The organism is Streptomyces alanosinicus, assembly GCF_014650595.1.
Classification (GTDB): domain Bacteria; phylum Actinomycetota; class Actinomycetes; order Streptomycetales; family Streptomycetaceae; genus Streptomyces; species Streptomyces alanosinicus.
On record NZ_BMVG01000002.1, the window covers coordinates 1 to 22,180 of the forward strand.

19 protein-coding genes are annotated in these 22,180 nt (G+C 69.6%); 9 read left to right on the plus strand and 10 right to left on the minus strand.

Annotated features, from left to right (window positions below; all coding sequences use genetic code 11):
• Nucleotides 1–92: 92 nt before the first annotated feature.
• A complete protein-coding gene (locus IE277_RS06165) occupies nt 93–644 on the minus strand; it encodes a cysteine hydrolase family protein (protein WP_189949270.1) in 552 nt (183 codons plus the stop codon).
• A gap of 52 nt (nt 645–696) precedes the next feature.
• On the opposite strand from IE277_RS06165, the gene IE277_RS06170 reads away from it, so the two are divergent.
• A complete protein-coding gene (locus IE277_RS06170) occupies nt 697–1,278 on the plus strand; it encodes a GNAT family N-acetyltransferase (RefSeq protein ID WP_189949272.1) in 582 nt (193 codons plus the stop codon).
• On the opposite strand, the gene IE277_RS06175 is transcribed toward IE277_RS06170, so the two are convergent.
• The 8 genes from IE277_RS06175 to IE277_RS06210 all read right to left on the minus strand — a co-directional run bounded on the left by IE277_RS06175 (nt 1,275) and on the right by IE277_RS06210 (nt 11,184).
• On the minus strand, nt 1,275–2,879 hold the full coding sequence (locus tag IE277_RS06175) for a type IV secretory system conjugative DNA transfer family protein (protein WP_189949274.1): 1,605 nt from the start codon (nt 2,877–2,879) through the stop codon (nt 1,275–1,277). The two genes, IE277_RS06170 and IE277_RS06175, sit on opposite strands and share 4 nt — an antisense overlap.
• A 25-nt stretch (nt 2,880–2,904) precedes the next feature.
• Entirely contained in the window at nt 2,905–4,317 is a 1,413-nt protein-coding gene (locus IE277_RS06180; RefSeq protein WP_189949276.1) for an ATP-binding protein, read from the minus strand.
• Nucleotides 4,318–4,332: 15 nt separating this feature from the next.
• A complete protein-coding gene (locus tag IE277_RS06185) occupies nt 4,333–5,892 on the minus strand; it encodes an SCO6880 family protein (RefSeq protein ID WP_189949279.1) in 1,560 nt (519 codons plus the stop codon).
• Nucleotides 5,889–7,211 (minus strand): hypothetical protein, encoded by a 1,323-nt coding sequence (locus IE277_RS06190; RefSeq protein ID WP_189949281.1) that lies wholly within the window; start codon nt 7,209–7,211, stop codon nt 5,889–5,891. Before IE277_RS06190 ends, IE277_RS06185 begins: the two co-directional genes overlap by 4 nt.
• Nucleotides 7,201–8,034 (minus strand): DUF8175 domain-containg protein, encoded by an 834-nt coding sequence (locus IE277_RS06195; RefSeq protein ID WP_189949283.1) that lies wholly within the window; start codon nt 8,032–8,034, stop codon nt 7,201–7,203. Before IE277_RS06195 ends, IE277_RS06190 begins: the two co-directional genes overlap by 11 nt.
• Before the next feature lie 127 nt (nt 8,035–8,161).
• Nucleotides 8,162–8,470 (minus strand): DUF8827 family protein, encoded by a 309-nt coding sequence (locus tag IE277_RS06200; protein WP_014673544.1) that lies wholly within the window; start codon nt 8,468–8,470, stop codon nt 8,162–8,164.
• A 468-nt stretch (nt 8,471–8,938) separates the two neighbouring features.
• Nucleotides 8,939–10,306: a S53 family peptidase gene (locus tag IE277_RS06205; protein WP_189949284.1), complete on the minus strand. Its 1,368-nt coding sequence runs from the start codon at nt 10,304–10,306 to the stop codon at nt 8,939–8,941.
• A gap of 263 nt (nt 10,307–10,569) precedes the next feature.
• Nucleotides 10,570–11,184, minus strand: a complete 615-nt coding sequence (locus tag IE277_RS06210) for a TetR/AcrR family transcriptional regulator (RefSeq protein ID WP_189949286.1) — start codon at nt 11,182–11,184, stop codon at nt 10,570–10,572.
• A gap of 62 nt (nt 11,185–11,246) precedes the next feature.
• Here IE277_RS06210 and IE277_RS06215 point away from each other — a divergent pair, with 62 nt between their 5' ends.
• The 5 genes from IE277_RS06215 to IE277_RS06235 all read left to right on the plus strand — a co-directional run bounded on the left by IE277_RS06215 (nt 11,247) and on the right by IE277_RS06235 (nt 16,882).
• Nucleotides 11,247–12,152 carry an oxidoreductase gene (locus IE277_RS06215; protein ID WP_189949288.1) on the plus strand — a complete coding sequence of 302 codons (906 nt, stop codon included), beginning with the start codon at nt 11,247–11,249 and terminating at the stop codon, nt 12,150–12,152.
• A gap of 213 nt (nt 12,153–12,365) precedes the next feature.
• Nucleotides 12,366–13,136, plus strand: a complete 771-nt coding sequence (locus tag IE277_RS06220; RefSeq protein WP_189949291.1) for a trypsin-like peptidase domain-containing protein — start codon at nt 12,366–12,368, stop codon at nt 13,134–13,136.
• A gap of 42 nt (nt 13,137–13,178) precedes the next feature.
• Nucleotides 13,179–14,903, plus strand: coding sequence for a serine/threonine protein kinase (locus IE277_RS06225; protein ID WP_189949292.1), 1,725 nt, complete (start codon nt 13,179–13,181; stop codon nt 14,901–14,903).
• 99 nt (nt 14,904–15,002) lie between these two features.
• Nucleotides 15,003–16,004: a C40 family peptidase gene (locus IE277_RS06230; RefSeq protein WP_308433358.1), complete on the plus strand. Its 1,002-nt coding sequence runs from the start codon at nt 15,003–15,005 to the stop codon at nt 16,002–16,004.
• Between the two features lie 173 nt (nt 16,005–16,177).
• Nucleotides 16,178–16,882 carry a phosphatase PAP2 family protein gene (locus IE277_RS06235; RefSeq protein ID WP_189949296.1) on the plus strand — a complete coding sequence of 235 codons (705 nt, stop codon included), beginning with the start codon at nt 16,178–16,180 and terminating at the stop codon, nt 16,880–16,882.
• Nucleotides 16,883–16,894: 12 nt separating this feature from the next.
• Here IE277_RS06235 and IE277_RS06240 read toward each other — a convergent pair whose 3' ends face one another.
• Entirely contained in the window at nt 16,895–18,445 is a 1,551-nt protein-coding gene (locus IE277_RS06240; protein WP_189949298.1) for an FAD-binding oxidoreductase, read from the minus strand.
• Nucleotides 18,446–18,822: 377 nt separating this feature from the next.
• Between IE277_RS06240 and pstS the strand changes: the two genes are divergently transcribed.
• The 3 genes from pstS (at nt 18,823) to pstA (ending at nt 22,142) form a co-directional block, all read left to right on the plus strand.
• Nucleotides 18,823–19,956 carry a phosphate ABC transporter substrate-binding protein PstS gene (gene pstS / locus IE277_RS06245; RefSeq protein ID WP_189949300.1) on the plus strand — a complete coding sequence of 378 codons (1,134 nt, stop codon included), beginning with the start codon at nt 18,823–18,825 and terminating at the stop codon, nt 19,954–19,956.
• 126 nt (nt 19,957–20,082) lie between these two features.
• Nucleotides 20,083–21,084, plus strand: a complete 1,002-nt coding sequence (pstC, locus tag IE277_RS06250) for a phosphate ABC transporter permease subunit PstC (protein WP_189949302.1) — start codon at nt 20,083–20,085, stop codon at nt 21,082–21,084.
• Nucleotides 21,081–22,142 carry a phosphate ABC transporter permease PstA gene (pstA, locus tag IE277_RS06255; RefSeq protein WP_189949304.1) on the plus strand — a complete coding sequence of 354 codons (1,062 nt, stop codon included), beginning with the start codon at nt 21,081–21,083 and terminating at the stop codon, nt 22,140–22,142. Before pstC ends, pstA begins: the two co-directional genes overlap by 4 nt.
• Nucleotides 22,143–22,180: the final 38 nt, after the last annotated feature.

Here is a 22,180-nt window from a genome sequence, read left to right on the forward strand (position 1 = left end):
ACGCCGCCGAACAAATTTTAGGAAAGGCCCACGCCGTATGGCGTGGGCCTTTCTGCGTTTGAGCCCTTCTGCGCTTTGGACCCTTCTGTATGTCAGAAGGTGACCTCCGTCGTGTTCAGCGTGCCGCCCTGCCGGCCGGGTGCGTGCTGGCTGCTCCAGTAGAGGTTCGTGGAAGTGATCACCTGCTCCGGGGCGGGGGCGCCGTACGCGGTGAGGTCGACCGTGGTGTGGGCGTCGGCCACCAGCGTCGCGTCGTAGCCGCGTGCCAGGGCGCCGTGCAGGGTCGAGCGGACGCAGAAGTCGCTCTGGGCGCCCGTGACGACGAGCCGGCCCACCCCGCGCTCGGCGAGGACGGACTCAAGGTCGGTGTCGTCGAAGGAATCGCGGTAACTCTTGGCGATGAGCGGCTCGGTGTCGAGTCGCTTGAGGTCCGGGACGAACTCCCAGCTCTCGGTGCCTGCGGTCAGTTCCTCGTCCTGGTGCTGGATCCACACCACCGGCACGTCGGCCGTGCGGGCCCTGCCGACCAGGGTGTTGATGTTGGCGATGACCGCTTCGCGGTGCGGTGCGTCAGGCGCCACGACGCCGTTCTGTACGTCGATGACGAGCAGGGCGCTGTTCGGCCGTTGTGGCAGTGTTGTCATGGCGTCCACAATATGGGATGCCACTGGGAACGGTCCGCACTACGGTGAGCCCATGAGCTCCCCGACCAGTGGTGACCACATCAGTGGTGACTACGTCATTCGCGCCATACGCCCGGACGACTGGACCCGAGTGAAGCAGCTGCGGCTGGAGGCGTTGCGGGATCCGGCCGCACCTCTCGCCTTCCTGGAGAGCTATGAGGACGCCCTGGCCAAGGCCGACGCGTTCTGGCAGGACAGAGCCGTCGGGTCGGGTGAGGGATCCATGGCGGCGCGGCAGTTCATCGCCGAGACGTCCGACGGGAGCTGGGTCGCCTCGGTCACCGTCCTCATCGAGGAGGCGGGCACCAAGGACTGGGCGGGCTATGCCGTCGAGTGCCGGCAGGGGCATGTCGTCGGAGTGTACGTCCGGCCCGAACACCGGGGGAACGGGCTGATCAAGGCCCTGTTCGACGTCGGGGTGGTCTGGGCGCGGGAACGGGGTGCACAGCGGGTACGGCTGCTGGTGCACGAGGACAACGAGCGGGCCCGGGGCGCCTACCGGAAGGCCGGGTTCATGCCGAGCGGCGTGGTCGTACCGTTCTTCAAGGACGAGGCGCAGAACGAACTGGAGTTCGTTCTGGAGTGGCCGTCCTAGACCGGCAGTTCCCGGTGGGGCCAGCGGGAGCGGGCCTGCTCGCGGGAGCGGAGCAGGGCGAGGGTCGGCAGGCCCTGGCCGGCGCCGCCGGCGAGGAGGTCCGGTAGCTGGGGGAGCGGCGCCACGGCCGCGACGTCGTCCAGGATCAGGGCAAGTGGTGGGTCGAGCCGACCGGAGGATGACCGTTCGGCCATGCGCCGGCCGCGCTCGACCACGCTTGAGACGAGAGCCGTCAGCAGCGGCATCGCGCCGGGACTGCTCTTGGGGTCCTCGATGGATTCACCGACCACATAAAGCGTGCCCCCTTCGTCGACGAAGGAATCCAGGGCGAGCGCATCAGTTCGGTTGGGCGTGCAGGCTTCGCGGATGTTGACCGTGGACAGAGCGGACAGCGCCCGGCTGGTCAGCTCCTGTGCGATGTCCCGGCGTTCGGGATGCGCGGTGAGCGCGGCCTCCAGTTCGCCGGCGGCGCCGGGGGCGGCCTTGGGGTGGGTACGCAGGGTGCGTACGGCGTCCTGGACCTGGGTGCCCTGGGACCAGCGGTGGACATGGCGGATGGTGCGGTTGTCCAGGGCGGCGGCGTGCAGGTAGCTCCGCAGGAGCGTGGTCGCGGTGTCCGCCACCGCTTGGTCGATCTTGGCGGTGGGCCGGACGGGGGCGAGGAGGGCGGTGGCTCTCTGGAGGGCCGTCTGTTTGTCCTCGCAGCCCGTCGTGGGGGACCAGTGGAGGCGGGCGGGGGTGTCACAGAGGTGGGTGGGGTCGTAGAGGAGGGTGGGGCCCAGTTTGGCCTTGGCGTCCTTGGTCTCCGCCCACAGGGCCGGGTTCGAGGTGACGACGAGGGCCGGGCCCGAGGCGTCCTGGATGGCCTGGGCCGCGGCCATGTGGCGGCTCTCCCGGGGGGCGATGAGGACCTTCTCGCGGCCGCCCGCCCGTTCACCGCCGGCCGCGGCGTGCGCGACGGGGTCGCCGAGCGGTGCCGTCTCCTGTGCGGGCGCCGCCGGTGACCCCTGGTGGGGCACCGTCGGCGGGTCCTGGTGCGGTACGGCGGGCGACGCCTGGTGGGGCACCGTGGGCCCGGGCACCTGCTCGGTGCGCGGCAGCGGCACCTCGTAGCGCGGACCGGCGTGTGCCATCGGCGCGGCGGCGGCCTCGACGGGTGCCTGTGGCGGGATGACAGCCTCGACGGGTGCCGTCGGCCGCGCGGCGGCCTTGGCGGTTGCCGCTCGTCGGGCTCTTCCCGCTCGCCAGCGCGCCACCGTTCCGATCACGAACATGGTGAGCACGAACAGAACCATCAGCTGGCCTATGAACAGGCCCCAGAACAGCCCCCAGCCGGAGAGCTGGGAGGCGGGGGTGTCCCGCCAGGCGCCGGCGATGTCATGCGGCCGGCCGATCAGATGGCGCATGGCCAGGGGGGTATGAGTGAAGCTGACGGTCGCGGGCCAGGTGCCCTTGGCGAAGAGGGCCGCGAGGCCCGTGGCCGTCCACACCAGCACGGTCATGCCGATGATGAACGCGAGCACGCCGATCAGGAGGCCGTCGGGGATGCCGCCCTGGCCCGCCCGGCGGTCCTCGCGGCGTTCGCGAGCGTCCGGTCTCACCCGTTCCTCCCCTGTGCCTGTGCCCCTACGCGACCGTCGATTCGGAGTCGCCCAGATGCTGTTCCACGAAGGCCGCCGCCCGCTGCTCGGCCTCCAGCTCGGCGGCGCGCAGGGCGTCGTCGGCCATGAGGTCGCTGGAGGACTCGGTCATCGCGCGGTCGGTGAAGACCAGTGGGCGTTCCGTCTCGGTGACCAGGTGTTTGACCACCTGGACATTGCCGTTGACGTCCCAGACGGCGATGCCGGGCGTCAGCGTCGGGATGATTTCCACCGCCCACCTCGGCAAACCCAGCACGCGGCCGGTGGCCCGTGCCTCGTCCGCCTTCTGGGCGTAGATGGTGCGGGTGGAGGCCATCTTCAGGATCGCCGCCGCTTCCCTGGCGGCGGCTCCGTCGACGACGTCGGAGAGGTGGTGGACGACCGCGACGAAGGACAGGCCGAGCCGGCGGCCGAACTTGAGCAGGCGCTGGAACAGCTGGGCCACGAACGGGCTGTTGATGATGTGCCAGGCCTCCTCGACCAGGAAGATGCGCTTCTTCCGGTCGGGGCGGATCCAGGTGTGCTCCAGCCACACTCCGACGATCGCCATGAGGATGGGCATGGCGATGGAGTTGCGGTCGATGTGGGACAGGTCGAAGACGATCAGGGGGGCGTCGAGGTCGATGCCGACCGTGGTCGGGCCGTCGAACATGCCGCGCAGGTCACCGTCGACCAGGCGGTCCAGCACCAGGGCGACGTCCAGGCCCCAGGCCCGTACGTCGTCTATGGCGACGTTCATGGTCTCGGCGGACTCCGGCTCGGGGTGCCGTAGCTGCTCGACGATGTCGGTGAGGACCGGCTGGCGGTCGAGGATGGACTCGTTGACGTAGGAGTGGGCGACCTTCAGGGCGAAGCCGGCGCGTTCGTCGAGGCCGTGGCCCATCGCGACCTCGATGATGGTCCGCAGCAGGGCGAGCTGGCCCGTGGTGGTGATGGCCGGGTCCAGCGGGTTCAGCCGGATGCCGTGGTCCAGGGCGGCCGTGGGGTCCAGCCGGATGGGTGTTATCCCCAGCTCCTGCGCGATGAGGTTCCATTCGCCGACGCCGTCCTCGCCCTGGGCGTCCAGGACGACGACCTGGCGGTCCTTGAAGCGCAGCTGGCGCAGGACGTACGTCTTCTCCAGCGCCGACTTGCCGTTGCCGGACTCGCCGAGGACCAGCCAGTGCGGGGCCGGGAGCTGCTGGCCGTACAGCTGGAAGGGGTCGTAGATATAGCCCTTTCCGGAGTACACCTCGCGGCCGATGATGACGCCGGAGTCGCCGAGGCCGGGTGCGGCGGTGGGCAGATAGACCGCCTGGGCCTGGCCCGTGGAGGTGCGGACCGGCAGCCGGGTCGTCTCGACCTTCCCGAACAGGAAGGAGGTGAAGGCTTCGGTGAGGACGGACAGCGGATCCCGCATCGGTGAAATCAGCCCCTACCGTCGGATGCCGGTGGCGAAGGGAAGTGTGTTCACGAAGGCGCGGTGGTGCTCTCGGTCGCACCACTCCAGCTTGAGGTACGACTTGCCGGCGGAGGCCCTTATCGTGCGCTTGTCGCGGGCGAGGGCCTCCGGGGTGCGGGAGGAGACGGTGATGTAGCCGACGAGATTGACGCCCGCGGCGCCGCTGGCGAGGTCCTCGCCGCGCTGGTCGAGGCGGTTGTGCGCGGCGATGTCCCGCGGGTCCACCGTGCGGTTCATCTTGGCGGCGCGGGAGGCGTCGGCCTCGTCGTTGGTCTTCTCGGTCAGCATGCGTTCGATGGCCACCTCGGTGGGTTCGAGGTCCATCGCGACGGCGACCGTGCGGATGACGTCCGGGGTGTGGACGAGCAGCGGTGCGAGGAAGTTGACGCCGACGGGGGTCATCGGCCATTCCTTCACCCAGGCGGTGGCGTGGCACCAGGGGGCGCGGGTGTAGGACTCGCGGGTCTTGGCCTGGAGGTAGGTGGGCTCCATGGCGTCCAGCTCGGCCGGCCAGGCGTTGCGCTTGGTCATCGCCTGGATGTGGTCGATGGGGTGGTCGGGGTCGTACATGGAGTGGATGAGGGAGGCCAGCCGTCCCTGGCCGAGCGGCTGGCGTACCCGGATGTCGGCTTCCTGGAGCCGCGAGCAGATGTCGGTCAGCTCGCGGGCCATGACGATGGCGAGCCCGGAGTCGCGGTCGACCTTGCCGCCCTGGGTGCGGACGGCTCGGGCCATGGCGTTCGCCTCGGCGGCCAGTTCGCGGTTGTAGGGCATACAGGCGACGAGGTAGGCGCGGTGCTGCTCGCTGCTGGTGGACACCATGGACTGGAGCTGGTCGTAGGACTGCTGGAGCCAGCCGAGGGAGCGGTCGTCGCCGCGCAGGGCGACGTCCTTGGCGTGGGCGTCGGGGTCGGCGGGCAGGGTGCGGGCGAGCATCTGCAGCCGGGTCACGAAGCCGTCGCCGTTGGCGACATGCTTGAGCAGGGTGCCGAACCGGTCGACCAGGGCCTCCTGGTCCTCGGAGTCGCGCAGGCCGACGCCGGGGCCCTCGATCTCGATGGCGGCGGTGACGGTCTTGCGGTCGGCGTGCAGCAGTACGGCGATCTCGTCGGGCCCGAAGGGCGCGGCGAGCCAGTTGATGCGGCCGATGCCGGGGGGCGGGCCGACCTCGACCTCCCGGCCGTCGAGCCGGGTGCCGGCCTCCATGACGCTGGACCGGTAGGCGGCGTTGCTGCCCTTGATGGTCCGCTTGTAGCTGCGGTTGATCTCGAACCACTTGTAGAAGGTGCGGCGCTTGTACGGCACGTAGACCGCGGCGAGCGCGATCAGCGGGAAGCCGGTGAGCAGCACGATCCGTGCGGAGAGGACCGGCACGAGGAGGCCGCACATCATGCCGAGGAACGCGCCGGCGATGATCAGCGCGATCTCTCCGGACTCGCGGTTGCGGCCGACGATCGCGTTCGGCCGGGCGCGGCCGATGAGATACGTACGGCGGGGCGTGACCGGATGGGAGAGATGGGACTCGGTCGTCAACGCCCTTCACCTCCCGTGCGGTTGTTGCGGGCGTTGCTGGCGTGCGGGGTGTTGGCGGGGCTGGGTGCGCGGGGCGCGGGTGTGGCGGAGGGGGCGGCTGTGCCGCCTGAGGCGGGGGTACGGCTGCTGTGGGCGGCGACGCCGCCGGTGGCGGGGTTGGCGGGGCGGGGTGCGCTGCTGCTCTGTCCTGCTCCGCCGTTGTTGTTGTCGGCGCGGGAGCTGTGGGTCTTGATGCCCTGGGCGACGAGGGTGGCGGGGGAGCTGATGACGGCGGCGGCCTTGCTCTCGGCGCCCTGCATGATGCGGTTGTTGCGGCCGTTCGCGATCTCGTCGCCGAAGCCGGGGACGAAGCGGTAGATCATCGCACTGGCGAAGATGGCGAGCAGGATGATGGCGAGGCCGGAGACGACGGCGGAGAAGGAGTCGGGGCCGTTGCCGGTGGACAGGGCGCCGGCGAGGCCGAGCACGATCACGATCACCGGTTTGACGAGAATGACGGCGATCATGACCCCCGCCCAGCGCCGGACGTGTCCCCACAGGTTCTTGTCGACGAGGCCGGCGTAGACGACGGTGCCGAGGAGGGCGCCGACGTAGAGGAGCGCGGCGCGGATGACGAGCTCCAGCCAGAGGACGCCGGCGGCGAGGATGCTGACCAGGGAGACGACGATCAGCATGATCGGGCCGCCGCCGATGTCGGTGCCTTTGCCGAGGGCGCCGGAGAAGGTGCCGAAGAAGGTGTCGGCCTGGTCGCCGGTGGCCTTGGCGAGGACGTCGCTCACGCCGTCGGTGGCCGATACGACGGTGTAGAGGATCAGCGGGGTGAAGGCGGAGGCGAGCACGGTGAGCCACAGGAAGCCGATGGCTTCCGAGATGGCGGTCGTGAGGGGTACGCCGCGGACGGCGCGCTTGGCCACGGCGAGGAGCCACAGCAGGAGCGTGAGGATCGTGGACGCGGCGAAGACGATGGCGTACTGCTGCAGGAACTTCTGATTCGTGAAGTCGACATTGGCAGTCTCCTTCACAGCTTTACTGAGCTTCCCGATGGTCCAGGAGGCGGCGTCCGCGCAGCCTTTGGCCAGGGAGGTCAGGGGGTCGAGGGTGTCGTTGAGGGGAGGGGTGGTGGAGCCGGACGAGCCCTTGGACCCGTGGTCCTCCTCGCAGAATTCCTTCGCGGCATCACGGATCAGCGCACAGGGGTCGTTGCTCTTCGACGGCGTGGGGGAGGGGGCGGCGAAGGCTCGGGTGGCGAACAGCACTGTGACCATTTGCGCAGTACCGAGGACTGTCGCGATCTTGAGGCGGCGGTGGTTAGCGGGCATACGTGAACCCTCCGTACTCCTCGACAGCCTTCGTCATGTCCTCGGAAGTGGAAGCCGTCTGGTCGCGGCCCACGGGAACGGGCCCGTCCTTCTGCTGGAAGTCGGTGATCTTCCAGTCGTTGTCGACCCAGGTCAGCTGGTACGTCGTAGTGAACCAGCTTTCGGTCACCGGGTTCGTCGAGGCGTTGCCCGACAGGCCGAAGAGCGAGGTGTACCAGACCTCGACCGTGGCGGTGTCCGTTCCGTAAGCGGTGGCCTTGGTGCCGACGGGAATCGCTCGGGAGACGAATGTCTGCCCCTTCGGTGCTGTTCCGTCCTTGGCCAGGCCGATGTTGGAGAGGAACTTCGCGTTGGAGTACGCGCTGTCCATCGCCGTTTGCCGAGTGGTCGCGACATCCCGGGCGTAGACCGTGTCGATGATCTCGTGGCGCGTCGTGATGTCGAACATCTCGGCCGACCCCAACGCCACCGCGTAATTCGCCGCCGCGCTCTGTGCCCCCTGCTCCGTATGGGCGAAGCCTGAGGGGATGGTGCCGGTTTTGGTTTGTACGGGGTGGGTGCCTGTGGGGGCTGTTGGGGATGTCTGGGATTCGGAGCCCTTGGTGGTGGACCCGTTCGTGGAGGAGTGGTCGGTTCGGTTGGCGAAAGCGATGGCGGCGATGAGGAGGACCACCACGCCGACCACGGTGACCAGGCTGCGCGGGGAGGAGCGGCGGGGCGTGCGGCGGGGTGCGCCGCCGTAGGGGTCGCCCTCGGGGAGGCGGGTGCGGGTGTGGCCCGTGTCGCCGTAGTCGGGGTAGGACGGTTCGTCTCCGGGGTTCATACCGTGCGCGCTCCCTCACCCTCGTAGGCATACGACGGTAGCCGTGCTGGTTCCCGCGTGGGCGCGGTGTGGTGACTCGACATCAGCATCAGGGAGACGCAACCTCAGCCGGGGAAGGGCGCGGGGGCTAGACCGCCATGCCGTACACGATGGTGAACAGGGTGCCGAGGGAGCCGATGATGAAGACTCCGGTCAGGCCGGCGATGATGAGGCCCTTGCCCTGTTCCGCGCTGAAGGTGTCGCGCAGGGCCGTGGCGCCGATGCGTTGCTTGGCCGCGCCCCAGACCGCGATGCCGAGGCACAGGAGGATGGCTACGGCCATGACCACCTCGATCATCACCTTGGCCTCGTTGCCCAGGCTGCCGAAGGGGCCCCAGTCCGGAGCGATCCCGCCGATGATGGTGTTGATGTCTCCCTTGTCGGCCGCAAAGAGCATGTAAGTCACCGCCCCTGGTGGGTAGTTCCGTTTTGCCCCCTGCGGTGTGCAGAGGTCAGGCCTCATTGTCGCCGACAACGCCGCCAACGTATGTCGACTTGACGTCATTGACTGGCGGGTTTCGTACGAATAGCCCGCACGGTGACTCTGTGTATCACGGCAGGTCACGCCGGGCAACGAGGTCCGACCGGAACCCGTCATGTGGTTCTGTCGTTGTCCTCCTTCGCGGCCTGGCCCGGTTTCTGACGGCCGATCGGGTGACGAGTCGAGACGATGTTCTCATGGGCGGGGTACGCGAAATGGCCAAGGGCCCCGGCGTGCGTGCTCGGAGCCGGACAGGGAAAACGGGCCGCGGCCGGCTGCCGTGACCCGCTTTCCTTTCCGTGCCGCCGAGGGGACCCCACGTCCCCCTCCGTCAGGCGGCTCCCCGTGACCCGACGGGGTGGTCGTTCCGTATGTGCCGTGGGGTCAGCTCGCGCCGAAGGCGCTGGTGCCCTCCGGGGTGCCCCAGCCGGTCGGGCCGTCGTAGCCGGACCTGGCGGTGCAGAAGTACGACGTCGAGCAGGTGCCGTTGTTGCCGCTGGTGACGTCGTTCAGGGCGGAGGTGCCGGCCGCGTTGTAGGGGTACCGGGCCGGGTAGTCGCTGCTGCCCGGGGTGCCGGCGAGGGCGTAGACCGAGGCGATGAGGGGGGAGGAGGCGCTGGTGCCGCCGTAGGTGTTCCAGCCGGTGCCGTCGGAGCCGTAGGAGTCGTAGACGGAGACGCCGGTGGCCGGGTCGGCGACCGCCGAGACGTCGGCGATCATGCGCGTGGAGCAGCCGCTGTCGGTCTGCCAGCCGGGCTTGGCGTCGTAGGCGGAGCAGCCGGAGCCGGTGCCCTCGGTGCTGGAGGTCTTCCAGACGCTCTCGGTCCAGCCGCGGCTGTTGGAGGAGGTCTTCAGGGCGGTGCCGCCGACGGCGGTCACATACCGTGAGCCGGCCGGGTACTCGGCGCCGTAGGCCTCGTCGCCCGCGCTGGCGGTGATGGCGACGCCCGGGTGGTTGTAGTACTTGGAGTCGTACGACGTGTCGGCGGAGGACTCCGAGCCGCCGTAGCTGTTGGAGACGAACTTGGCGCCCAGCTTGACGGCCTCGTTCACCGCGGTGCCCAGGTTGGCGTCGCTCGCGGACGTCGCCTCGACCAGCAGGATGTTGCAGTTCGGGCAGGTCGCGCTGACCATGTCGAGGTCGAGGGACTCCTCGCCGGCCCAGCCGCTGTCGGCGGCGGGCAGGGAGGTGGTGGAGCCGGTCTGGGAGACCTTCTTGAAGCAGCCGTTGTCGGTGGTGCAGTCCGACAGGCCGTACTGCGACCGGTAGGTCGCGAGGTCGGCCTCGGCGTTCGGGTCGTCGTAGGCGTCGACGATGGCGACGGTCTCGCCCGAGCCGTTCGAGGCGGCGGCGTCGGCCAGGCCGTAGGCCGACTGGATGTCCGAGGGGCCGTAGCCGGTCGGGGAGTCGGCGGCGGCGTCCGGGCGGACGGTCTTGGGCGCGATGCCCTTGAGCGCGGCCTGCTTCTCCATGAAGGCGGTGGTGCCGCCGGTGACCCGGAGGGCGTCGCAGGCGGCGTAGCCCTTCTTCGGGGTGGCGGCGCACGCCTTCTCGTAGCGCACATGCGCCTTGGCGACCTGGGCGGCGACGGCCTTGGTGCTCACCTTGGGGCTCGTGGCCGCGGTGGCCGCGCCGGCGTGGGCGGCGGTGCCGAGTCCGGCGGCGACGAGTGCGGTGGTGCCGATGGCGACCGAGCTGATGCGGCGCCATCTACCACGTATGCGGGGAGAGTCGGGGGTGGTCGTACGCAAGGTACAGCCTCCTGTGAGTGGTGGACAGAGGCCTGCGGGTGTGGGGGTTCCACCGGTGGGGTGACTGGTGGGGGCGGCGGCCCGCGACGACCATCGCTTGTTGAGTACGCGACAACAAGAGGCTTGTGGAATCCTGACTGCCGCGTTACTCAAGGAGGTTGGCCGCTTACCGGTCGATGGCACTGTGCTGGAGCTGTGCTGGGCGCCGCTTGACCTGGCACACAGGCTTCCCGCACGGGCTTCCGCGCAGGCCCGCGCGGGTGTCAGCGCGGCTTGAGGCCGTGCAGCAGCAGCCGGACGTGTTCGTCCAGGCCGCCGATGGCGTCCTCGGCGTCCAGCGCGCAGCTGGCGATGAGGGCGGCGAGGCCGTGCAGGCTCGCGGCGGCGACCATCGTGATCCGCTCGGGGTCGCCCGCGACGATCTCGCCCCGCTCCTGGGCGTCCGCGACCATCCGGGTGAGGGAGCCCAGGGACTCGTCGACGGCCCCGGCGAGCTGGGCGGAGCTGTCGGGGTCGTGCTTGCGGGCGAACATCAGCTCCAGCAGCTCGGGGTTGTCCACGGCGAAGCCGAGGTAGGCCCGTGCGAGCGCCGTCATCCGCTCCTCGACGGACTGGCCGGGGGGCTCGACCGCGGCGGCCAGGGCCTGGTTGAGGCGCTCGTACCCGTCCAGGGCGAGGGCGTCCATCAGGGCCTGCTTGTCCTTGAAGTGCCGGCCGGGCGCCGCGTGGCTCACGCCGATGTCCCGGGCCAGTTCGCGCAGCGAGAGCGCGCCGACCCCCTTCTCCCGCAGGGTGCGCTCGGCGCTCTTGAGCAGGGCGGCGCGCAGGTCTCCGTGGTGGTAGGGGCGATTCGCGGAGGAGGAGGGCAGGCGCGGCATGTGCACCATCGTAACGGGATGTTGTCATTGACAGCTTTGTTGTCGATGTCTACATTCGGGGTATGGCTGATACGACGAAGAAGTGGAACGCGACCCACCTGCCCGACCTCTCCGGCCGTACGGCCGTGATCACCGGTGCCAACAGCGGCCTCGGCCTCGTCACGGCGCAGGCGCTGGCTCGGGCCGGAGCGCATGTGGTGTTCGCCGTACGGGATCTCGCGCGGGGCGGTGCCGCCGCGGCGAAGGCGGGCGGCAGCACCGAGGTGCGCCGCCTGGATCTGGCCGACCTGGACTCGGTGCGGGAGTTCGCGGCGGCCTGGGACCGCCCGCTGGACCTGCTGATCAACAACGCGGGCGTGATGATGCTGCCGGAGCAGCGCACCAGGCAGGGCTTCGAGATGCAGTTCGGCACGAACCACCTCGGGCACTTCGCGCTGACCAACCTGCTGCTGCCGCATGTCACCGACCGGGTGGTGACCGTCTCCTCCGGCCTCCACCGCGGGGGCGACGGAGTGATCCACTTCGAGGACGTCAACCTGCGCGGCCGCTACACCCCGACCCGTGCCTACGCCCAGTCGAAGCTGGCCAACCTCCTGTTCACCCTGGAGCTGCAGCGCCGTCTGGCCGAGGCCGGATCCCCCGTCCGGGCGCTCGCCGCCCACCCCGGCTACGCGGCCACCAACCTCCAGAGCCACCATGCGAACCCGCTGGCCAGGGCCTTCATGTCGGTCGGCAACAAGGTCTTCGCGCAGAGCGACCAGGCCGGCGCCCTGCCCACTCTCTACGCCGCGAGCCAGGACCTGCCCGGCGCGTCCTACGTCGGCCCCGACGGCCTCGGCGAGATGCGCGGCGCGCCCGCGCTGGTCGGGCGCAGCGCGGCGGCCAGCGACCCGGCGGCGGCCCGCCGGCTGTGGACCCTGTCGGAGGAACTGACCGGGGTGACCTGGCCGCTGAAGCCCGTCGCCTGACCCATTCCTGTGCCCCCTCCCCTGACCACCCCTCCTCTGACCTATTCCTGCGAGCGGATTGACAGATGAGTGACGTAATGTGATCGTACCTGTTCGGAACGTGAAGGTGGCTCCTCTTGGGCGGCACGCTCGACGGCCGCTGGGAGGTTTCACAGGAAAATCTCAGTGAAGTCGGAGCGGGATTCTCACCTTCGTGGGACAGAGTGAGGACTGATGGAGCGCATCTCACGCATCTCGGTCACCTCGCGTCCCGCGTTGCTCGCAGCGGTGGTGATGCTCGCCCTGACGTCGGCGTCCGTCGCGGCCGCCGACGACGGGCCGGGGCCCTTCGGGGTCACCGCCGACGTCGTCCCGAACCGGCAGACGGTCCGGGTCGGCGCGCTGTTCGGCGCGGACCGCTCCGGCGACCTCGCCGAGGGGCACTTCTGCACGGCCTCGGTCGTGCACAGCCCCCGGGGCGACCTCATCGCCACCGCCGCGCACTGTGTGAGCGACCCCGACAGCGACCTGGTGTTCGTGCCGGGCTACCGGGACGGGAAGGCGCCGTACGGGGAGTGGAAGCTCGGGCACCGCTATCTGCCCGACGGGTGGTCCAAGGACCAGGACGAGGACAGCGATCTGGCGTTCGCCACCGTCGACGACCAGGGCGGCAAGCCGATCGAGGACGTCGTCGGAGCCAACCGGTTCACGCCCGGCACGACCACCGGTGCCACCGCCGTGACCGTCATCGGCTACCCCGACTCCCGTGAGGTGCCGATCAGCTGCACCAACAAGCCGACCGCGCACAGCAGCACCCAGCAGCGCATCGACTGCCCCGCCTTCACCAGCGGCACCAGCGGCAGCCCCTGGATCAACGGCGACGGCCAGGTGGTCGGCATCCTCGGCGGGCACGAGGAGGGCGGCTCGACCGACGACGTGTCCTACAGCGTGATGCTCGGCAGCGCGGCGGCCGAGCTGTACAAGGACGCGGCCGGCGATCCCTGACCGTCCCGGACCCTCAACTGATCTTCGTGGCAAGGTGGGTCCGTGGATGCGCTCAAGCCTTCGGACCCGCCGTACATAGGCACGTACACGCTGCTCGCCCGGCTGGGGGCGGGTGGGATGGGACAGGTCTATCTGGGGCGTTCGCCCGGCGGCCGGCTCGTCGCCATCAAGGTGATCCGGGACGAGATCACCGACCATCCCGAGGCACTCGCCCGGTTCCGGCGCGAGGTGGAGACGGCCCGGGCGGTGCGGAGCGCGTTCACGGCCAACCTCATTGACGCCTCGTTGGAGCACGCGCCCTACTGGCTGGCCACCGAGTACGTCACCGGGCCCACCCTCGCCCAGGCCGTCGCCGAACACGGCCCGCTGCCCGCGGAGACCTGCCGCGCCCTGTTCGCCGCCCTCGCCGAGGGCCTCGCCGCGGTCCACGCCCAGGGCGTCACCCACCGGGACCTGAAACCGCAGAACGTCATCCTCTCCCCGCAGGGCCCGCTGCTCATCGACTTCGGTATCGCCCGCGCGGCCGAGGACACGGCCCTGACACAGACCGGGTTCACCCCGGGTACGCCCGGGTTCACTGCGCCGGAAGTGCTGGTCCGCAATCAGGTGGGCCCGAGCGCCGATGTGTTCGCGCTGGGCGCGACCATGGCCTACGCTGGCACCGGACGCCCCCCGTTCGGGTCCGGCGCGGCGCACGCCGTCTCGTACCGGGCCGTGCACGAGGAGATCGATGTCGCCGGCGTGGAGCCGGGCCTGACCGCGCTGATCCAGGACTGTGTCGCGAAGGGCCCCGCCGGGCGGCCCGCGCTCGACGCGGTCATCGTCCGGTGCTCGGTGACCTCCTCGCTGGCGGCGGATCCGGGCTATGCGCGGCTCGTCGCCGGCCACGAGCGTCCGCCCTCGGACCTCGCGGCCGCCGTGGCGGCCGGCCTGGCTCCGCCGGTACCGGCCCAGCCGCCGACGGCGGGTCCCGGGTACGTCCAAACGGTCGGGGCCCGGGCCCATGTTCCGACGCTCGCGCCGGCGGCGCCGCCCACCGTGCCCGTGCGCGCGCGTTCCGGGCGTACACGCTGGGTCGTGGGCATCTCGGCCGCGGCGGTCGTCGGGGTGGCCTCCGCCGTGGCCCTGCGGGCGCTGCAGGATGGCGGACAGGGCGGGAGCACCGCACCGCCCGCCTCCGCGTCCGCGAGCACCGCCGCGCACAGGGTGCCCGCCTACATCGAGGACAACAGGGTCTCGAACGACTCCTGGCGGCTGTCGACCAAGCCGGACGAACGCGCTCACGGCATCGGCCAGTGCGGTGTGACAGGCGGCGTGAACCCGCCCGACATGCTGCTGACGAGTGTCAACTCCGTCGAGGACCCCGAGTCCGGGTACATCAGCGAGAAGGCGAAGATCTCCTTCCGCTTCCAGAAGGTGAGCTACTCGCGGACGAGGCCCGCGCCGTACTACGTGTCGGTGGGGGTCAGACCGCCGCACGACATCGACAACAGCACGGGCAGGCCGTACGACTTGATGGGGCCGGACAAGTCCGTCGGCTACACCAGCAAGCCCGTCGACATCAACAAGTACTGGAAGGACGGCGGGGGGTTCATCGAGCTGACGTACCCGGACGACTTCCAGCACCACGTCGAGGGCCACACCGCGCCCGGGATCCCTGTGAGGAACGATCCCGGTGACTGGACCGCGGTCTTCTACCACGTCAAGAACAGCCCCACCGACTACGACAGCTTCGGCTGCACGGGCTTCCACGTTCCGGGCCGGTAGGCCGCACGAGCGTCACGAATGGGCCGAAATGTTGGCCTCGGGAACAGACGTGCTGCCAAAGTGGCCTTGAACACGCCCCGCATGGGGGAGGGTTGGGTCGTGCGCAAAGTGTGGGTGGTGGGTGGCGTCGCGGTCGGGCTCGGCCTGAGCTTCGTCATGCTGCTCGTCGTCGGGGTCTATGTCGTCGCCGGGAACCTCGTCAACGGCGTCGGCTCGGGGAGCGTGGGACTGGCCAAGGGGGCCGTCCCGACGGCGTACAAGACGCTCGTGCAGAGGTGGGGCAACCTGTGCGCGGCCCTCAACCCAGCGCTGCTGGCCGCCCAGTTGTACCAGGAGAGCGGTTTCAACCCGAACGCGGTGAGCCCGGCGAAGGCGGAGGGGATCGCGCAGTTCATCCCCGGCACCTGGGCGACGCACGGAGTCGACGGCAATGGCGACGGCGTCCGTAACGTCTGGGACCCGAATGACGCGATTCCATCGGCCGCGGCGTACGACTGCGAACTCGCGAAGTATGTCAAGAGCGTGCCCGGGAACATCTCGGACAACATGCTCGCCGCCTACAACGCGGGCGCGGACTCGGTGATCAAGTACGGAGGCGTGCCTCCCTACAGCGAGACCCAGAACTACGTGCGGACGATCACGACTCTGGAGAAGAGCTTCGCCGCCCCGGAGACCCGCGTCGACCCCACCCAACAGGCCGCCGGTGCCATCGGGTTCGCGCAGAGCAAGCTGGGGACGCCCTATCTGTGGGGTGGGGAGGGGACCGCCGAGCAGGGGGGGCGGTTCGACTGTTCGGGGTTGACGCAGGCCGCGTACGCCAGGGTCGGGATCACTCTGCCGCGGGTGGCCAACGACCAGTACAACGCCGGCCCGCATCCCTCACGGGACCAGCTTCTCCCCGGTGACCTGGTGTTCTTCTCCACCGACCTCGGCGATTCGCGGGCCATCCACCACGTGGGTATCTACGTCGGCGGCGGCTACATGATCGACGCACCGCGCACCGGGGCCGTCATCCGGTTCGACCCCATCGACGTCCCCGACTACTTCGGTGCCACCCGTGTCACCGCGGATGGCGCGAAAGCACTCCCCACGGCGGTTTGAGCGGGTGTGCACCGTGCGTGAACCACCCCCCTGAGCTGCGATGATGAGTCTCTCTTCGATAACGTCTGGGTGATCATTCAGTAGAGAGTGGAACGTATTGATGGGGGTCATGCGTTCCTGTTGACGTACGCACACGAGGTGCGTCCGGCAGACGACGAAGGGGCCGCAGCACCATGGCTGTACTCGCCGAATCCGGATCGAACCCCGACGTCGAACTGCTCTACGACATCAATGGCCTGGCCAAGCACGCCCCGCACTGGTTCGACCGGACCATGGAGTTCGTGGGTGAGTACGGCCTGCTGCTCGCCCTGGTCCTGCTGGTGCTGTGGTGCTGGTGGTCCGTGCGGCGCCGGGGCGGCGAGGACGCGGCGTCCTCCGTCGCCGCGCTGGTGTGGGCCCCCCTCGCGGCCGGCATCGCCGTGCTGGTCAACATTCCGATCCGCGGCTTCGTGGAGCGCCCCCGCCCCTTCGTCGACCACCAGGGGCTGGACGTCCTCATCACCGGCAAGACCGACTTCTCCTTCGTCAGCGACCACGCGACCGTCACCATGGCGCTCGGGGTGGGCCTCTTCGTCGCCAACCGCCGCTTCGGTGTCGCGGGCATCGGCCTCGCGCTGCTGGAGGGGTTCTGCCGGGTCTATATGGGAGTGCACTATCCGACGGACGTCGTCGGCGGCTTCGCGCTCGGTACGGCGGTCGCCCTGCTGCTGTCCCCGCTGGCCATGGCGCTGCTCACGCCGCTGATGAGAGCGGTCGAGAAGGCGCCGGGGGCGGGGTGGCTCGTACGGACGCGATCGGCGGGCGGGGCGCCCGAGGGCGCGCTGCTCCCCGGCGCCCGCACGCCGGCGACGTCGGAGGAGCGGGACCTGGCGGCGTAGCCTGCCCGGGTCTCACAGCCCCTGCGCGTAGGAGAAGAAGCGCTGCGGGTCGTACTGCTTCTTCACCTTGGCGAGCCGGGTCGCCGCGTCCCCGTAGTACGCCTTCTTCCAGTCCTTCAGCGTCGGGTCGGAGTAGTTCTGGTACGCCGCGCCGGAGGCGTACGGCTTCATCGCGTCGTGCGCCGAGGTCAGCCAGGACTGGGCCGAGGCGCCGGAGGCCCCCGCGCCCCAGGACGCTATGTACTGCGCCAGCATGCGCGAGCGGCGGTGGACGAAGGCGGTCGCCGTGGGGGAGACACGGTTGACCGCGCCGCCGAGGGCCGTGAACGCGATGCTGCCGGCGCCGCCGCGGACGGACGCGATCTGCTTCAGCACGGTCTGGATGCCGGCCGCCGACAGCGAGCGGTCGAAGAAGTCCGAGCGGGCCGCATAGGTCTCCCGGCCCAGGCGGCCCTGCGGGGAGCGGCCGGGGGTGGAGCCCTGCAGATGGCACTGGGCGTCGGTGGAGAAGGAGGAGCAGCCGGCGTAGACCTCCATCGCCTCCTCATAGCCCCGGCGACGCAGGGTGACGGAGGAGGCCTTGGCGCCGGCGGCGTGCGCCAGGCGGTCCACGGCGTTCTGCAGCTCGCCGTAGGTGCCGAGGGAGAAGCAGGCCAGGGAGATCGACGGGGTGCCGCCCGGGGAGCAGGACAGATGCAGCGAGGACCAGACCTCGTCCGGCTGGCTCGGGCCCCACTCCTGCCAGGCCTTGAGCACCGCGGCGGCCTTCGCCCACGGCCAGGTCAGATACGCCGTCACCGCCTGTGGCGCCGGGTGGGTCCTGAACTGCAGCTCGGTGACCACGCCGAAGTTGCCGTTGCCCGCGCCGCGCAGCGCCCAGAAGAGGTCGGAGTTGTTCTTCGCGTCGGCGGTCACCTGGGTGCCGTCGGCCGTGATCAGCGTCGCCTGAGTGAGGCTGTCGCAGGTCAGGCCGTAGGCACGGGAGGCGACGCCGTGGCCGCCGCCGAGCACCAGCCCGGAGACGCCGACGCTGGGGCAGGAGCCGGCGGGTATGGTCACGCCCTTCGCGGCGAGCCCTCGGTAGACGTCGATCAGCTTGGAGCCGGCGCCGACCACCGCCTGCCCGCCGCTGACCCGTATGCGGTTCAGCCGGGAGACATCGAGGATCAGACGGTTGTCACCGGAGGAGTAGCCCGCGTAGGAGTGGCCGCCATTGCGTATGGAAACCCGGATGCTGTGGGCCTGGGCGTAGGCGAGGGTCGTACGGATGTCGTCGGCGTGCGCCACGTAGGCCACCGCGGCGGGCTTCAGTCCGTCGAAGCGGGTGTTGTACAGCCGGTGGGCCGTCTGCCAGTTCGTGTCACCGGGCCGGATCAGGGTGCCGTCCAGGTCATGGGCGAGGCCCGCCCAGTTCGCGGCGGCGTTGGCGCTGGTGGTCTTGAGGGACGTGCGGGACGATGAGCCCGTGGCGGCCGAAGTGGTGGACCTGCCCGAGCCGCAGCCGGTCAGCGCGGTTGCGGCCAGGGCGGCCGTGCCGCCCGCGATGAACCTTCGGCGTTCCATGCCCATCGTCGTCTGTCACCTCTCCCCAGGCCTCCTTGGCCTTACGGGGGGTGAGATGGCGCGGAGTGGCACGTTGGTTCGCTCGGTTCGCAACAGTTCGCACACAGGTAGACGAACGTCGAATACGCGTGTGCGTAACCCTGTCGTCGGAACCTCCATGTGCCCTCCCCGTAAGCATTCCGTGACCTTACCGGGCCGACGGCAGGGGTTCACCCGCCGTTCACTTCCGGCCATCGGCGGCTTCACCTGTTCTGCCTAATTTCGGCCGTGCACGGTGCGGAGCGCGGCCACATATGCGCTCGGCCATATGAGCGCTCACAAACCTTGATACTTCGCACGCCGCCCCTCGCGGCGGCTCCTGGAAGGAACTCCCGAAAGTGAAGCTTCAGCGCAAGAACCGGCTGCGCGCCCTCTCCCTCGGTGCGATCGCCGTCTCCGGCGCCCTGGCCCTGACGGCGTGCGGCTCCGACGACAACGGTGGCGGTTCCAAGGCCTCGGGCAACCCGTCCGGTGCCGCCAACGCTTCCTCGATCAAGTGCGACGGCGCCAAGGGTCAGCTGCTGTCGGACGGCTCTTCCGCGCAGAAGAACGCGATCGACGCCTGGGTGAAGAACTTCTCCCAGGCCTGTAGCGTGCAGATCAACTACAAGGCCGGCGGTTCCGGTGCCGGTGTGACCTCGTTCACCCAGGGCCAGATCCCGTGGGCCGGTTCCGACTCCGCGCTGAAGCCCGAAGCGGTCGCCGCCTCCAAGAAGGTCTGCTCCGGCGGCCAGGGCATCGACCTTCCGATGGTCGGCGGCCCGATCGCCCTCGGTTACAACCTGAACGGCGTGGACAACCTGGTCCTGGACGCCCCCACCGTTGCCAAGATCTTCGACGGCAAGATCAAGAACTGGAACGACCCGGCGATCGCGAAGCTGAACCCGAAGGCGAAGCTTCCCGACCTGAAGATCCAGGCCTTCCACCGCTCGGACGACTCCGGCACCACGGACAACTTCACCAAGTACCTGAAGGCCGCCACCCCCGACAACTGGAAGTACTCGGGCGGCAAGACCTGGCAGGCCAGCGGTGGCCAGTCCGCCGCCCAGTCCTCCGGTGTGGCCCAGCAGGTCAAGCAGACCAACGGCGCCATCGGCTACTTCGAGCTGTCCTACGTCGGTGACGGCGTCAAGGCCGCGAGCATCAGCACCGGTGCCGCCCAGCCGGTCGCCCCCAGCACCGACAGCGCCACCAAGGCCATCGCGGACGCCAAGGTCGTCGGCGTCGGCAAGGACCTGTCCCTCCAGCTGAACTACAACACCAAGGCTGACGGCGCCTACCCGATCACCCTGGTGACCTACGAGATCGTCTGCGACAAGGGCAACAAGGCCGACACCCTGCCCACCGTCAAGTCCTTCCTCAACTACATCGCCTCCGAGGACGGCCAGAAGATCCTGAGCGGCATCAGCTACGCGCCGATGCCCGACGAGATCATCAGCAAGGTCCGCACCACCATCGCGGGCCTGAGCTGACCTGATCCGAGAGTGCGGCCCGGTTCCCACGGCCTTTCCGCGGGCCGGGCCGCACCGTCCGGTGCACCGCCGCCACGAGCCGCCCACCCCACCGGGTGAGCGGCTCCGCAGACCGGAGACTCCCTGATGGACATATCGACCAAAACAACCGACGCATCTCCTCCCACCCCCGCCGCCGTCGGGAAGCACGGTGCCGCGCGCACCAAGTCCCGCCCCGGCGACCGCGTCTTCCTGGGCCTGTCCCGTGGCTCCGGCATCCTGCTGCTGGTGATCATGGCCGCGATCGCGGTCTTCCTCACCTACCGCGCCTCCCTCGCGATCAGCAAGGACCACGGGAACTTCCTGACCACCTTCGAGTGGAACACCAACCTCATCCCGCCGACCTTCGGCATCGCCGTCCTGGCCTTCGGCACGGTGGTCTCCTCCGTCATCGCCATGGCCCTGGCCGTGCCGGTCGCGGTCGCGATCGCGCTGTTCCTCACCCACTACGCCCCGCGCAGGCTGAGCGGTCCCGTCGCGTACGTGATCGACCTGCTCGCCGCCGTGCCGTCCATCGTGTACGGCCTGTGGGGCGCCCTGATCCTCGTACCGCACATGAACGGCCTGTTCGGCTGGCTGAACCACTACTTCGGCTGGACCGGCATCTTCTCCTGGGACGGCGGCGCCCCCCGCTCGATGCTGACCGTCGGCATCCTGCTCGCGATCATGATCCTGCCGATCATCACCAACGTGAGCCGTGAGGTCTTCCGCCAGGTCCCGCAGATGCACGAGGAAGCCGCCCTCGCCCTCGGCGCCACGCGCTGGGAGGTGATCCGGATGGCCGTGCTGCCCTTCGGCCGTTCCGGCGTGATCTCCGCGTCCATGCTCGGCCTCGGCCGCGCGCTCGGCGAGACCATGGCCGTCGCCACCGTGCTCTCCCCGGACTTCGACATCCACGCCAGCCTGCTCAACCCGGGTGGCGGCACCTTCGCCCAGAACATCGCCAGCAAGTTCGGCGAGGCGACGCAGGACGGCCGGGACGCGCTCATCGCCTCCGGTCTGATCCTGTTCGTCATCACGCTGCTGGTCAACGGCGCGGCCCGTGCGATCATCGCCCGCCGCAAGGAGTACTCGGGGGCCAACGCATGAGCACCGCAGACGTCACCGAACAGCGTCCCAGCACGCTGCGCAGCGCCAGTCTGCCGAAGTGGTCGCCGTGGGCGATCGCCGCCGGCTCCATCGTGGTCGCCGTGGGCATCGGCGCGGGCGCCGGCCTCGACAGCAAGGTCCAGTGGGGTCTGATCGCCGCACTGCTCTTCATCTTCGGCACCTTCGCCGTCGCGGCGAAGGTCGAGGGCAAGCGGCAGGCCAAGGACCGCGTCGTCACCGCCCTGGTCTGGGTCGCCTTCCTGCTGGCGCTCATCCCGCTGGTCTCGCTGATCTGGACCACCGTCAAGCGCGGTGTGAAGGTCCTCGACCCCTACTTCCTCACCCACTCGATGGGCATCGTCTCCGACTCCGAGCCGGGCGGCGGTATCTACCACGCCATCATCGGCAGCCTGGAGCAGGTCGGCCTCGCCACCGCGATCGGCGCCCCGGTCGGTGTGCTCACCGCCGTCTACCTGGTGGAGTACGGCCGCGGCGGCCTCGCCAAGGCGGTCACGTTCTTCGTCGACGTGATGACCGGTATCCCCTCCATCGTGGCGGGTCTGTTCATCCTCAGCCTGATGCTGATGTTCGACATGCAGCCCTTCGGCTTCGCCGGCTCGCTGGCCCTGGCCATCCTGATGATGCCGGTCGTCGTCCGCTCCACGGAGGAGATGCTCAAGCTCGTCCCGAACGAGCTGCGTGAGGCGTCCCTGGCGCTGGGCGTGCCCAAGTGGCGCACGATCCTCAAGGTGGTCCTGCCGACCTCGATCGGCGGCATCACCACGGGCATCATGCTGGCGATCGCGCGCATCGCCGGCGAGACGGCCCCGATCCTGCTGCTGGTATGGGGCAACAGCTTCATCAACAACAACCCGTTCTCGGGTGCCCAGCAGGCGCTGCCGCTGTACATCTACCAGCAGTACGCGAACAGCTCGGGTTCGACGGCGGCCTACGACCGTGCCTGGGCGGCATCTCTCACGCTGATCGCCTTCGTGATGATCCTGAACCTGGTGGCCCGCGGCATCGCCCGCTGGAAGGCCCCGAAGACCGGTCGCTAAGGCGACAATTTCCGGCTCCGCCGGGCGGGGCCCCCTCA